1 protein-coding gene is annotated in these 1,439 nt (G+C 63.7%); it reads right to left on the bottom strand.

Annotated elements, in window-relative coordinates:
* Window positions 1–1,401 (bottom strand): condensation domain-containing protein (locus tag ACFW3F_RS25490; RefSeq protein ID WP_388062495.1); only part of this gene is annotated, 1,401 nt, incomplete at its 3' end.
* Window positions 1,402–1,439: the final 38 nt, after the last annotated feature.

Genomic DNA, 1,439 nt, shown 5'->3' with positions numbered 1-1,439 from the left:
GTCGCGTTCGGTGGGGTCGAGCAGGTCGACGTCACCGATCACTACCGCGGGGTCTGTGACCACCGCTTCGGTCAGGCGGAGCAACCATGCGACGAAGCGTTCAACGGTGCTGCGGTCGAACAGGTCGGTGGCGTAAGCCAACGTCCCAGTGGCCGAAGGTTGCGCACTGTGCTCATCGAAGGTCTCGGCGATGTCGAAGTCGAGGTCGAATTTGGCGGTGCCGGTGGTGACGGTGAGTTCCTCGACGACGATGTCCTCGAGCTCGACGTGGTAACCGAGGTTGTTCTGGAAGGCCATCGCGACCTGGAACAGCGGGTGATATGCCGCCGAACGGGTCGGGTTGATCCATTCCACCAAACGTTCGAAAGGGACGTCCTGGTTGCTGTAAGCGTCCAGTGCCCGGCGGCGAACCTGGTCGAGCACATCAAGGAACCGGTCGCCGGCCCGTACTCGCGCCCGCAGCACCCAGGTGTTGACAAAAAAACCCACCAGGTCGTCGAGAGCGTCGTCCATCCGCCCCGCGATAGGGGCACCGACCGCGATGTCCTCCTCACCGGTCACTCTGTGCAGCAGGACCACGGTGAGCGCTTGCAACAGCATCGACGCGGTGACGTTATGCTGAGCGGCCAGGGCGGTGACCCCAGCCCACAGGGGGGCGGGGATATGCACGTCGACCGCATCGCCGCGGTAGCTGCTCACCGGAGGCCGGGGCCGGTCCAGGGGCAGTGCCAGCGTCTCGGGCAATCCGTCGAGCTGTTCACCCCAATACGCCAACTGATGAGCCATCAAACTGTCCGGGTCGGACTCGTGACCCAACAGTTCACGTTGCCACACTGCGTAATCCGCGTACTGCACCGGCAAGGGATCCCAGTCAGGGCCCGCACCGCGACACCGTGTTCGATAAGCCGTCAACACATCACGAGTCAGCGGCCGCAGCGACCATCCGTCGCACGCGATGTGGTGCATCACGATCGCGAGGACATGATCGTCGACACCGCAGCGGAACACAGCAGCATGAAACGGAATATCAGTGGAGATGTCGAAGCGGTGACGGGCAAAGTCGGCCAGCACATGACCGAGCGCGTCGGGTTCGACGTCGACCGGTAACAAACTGTGCCGACCGTCAGGAGTCGCGAGCACGTGCTGCACCGGCATCCCATCGACATCGACGACCACCGTCCGCAGACTCTCGTGGCGGATGATCACGTCGTCGATGGCCGCCTGCAGAGCCGCGACATCCAGAGCACCGCACAACCGAAACGCCGCGGGCATGTTGTACGTCGGAGCACCGTCCTCAAACTGGTTAAGGAACCACATCCGCTGCTGAGCGAACGACAGCGGCACCAGGCTTGGCCGAACCCCCGCCACCAACGCCGGCCGCACAACACCCACCGACTCCACGCACGTAGCCAACCCACCCGGCGTCGGATGATCAAACA

Origin of the sequence: Gordonia sp. NPDC058843 (assembly GCF_042743165.1) — a bacterium.
In the GTDB taxonomy this organism is placed as follows: Bacteria; Actinomycetota; Actinomycetes; order Mycobacteriales; family Mycobacteriaceae; genus Gordonia.
This window is presented reverse-complemented; position numbering and strand designations above follow the sequence as displayed.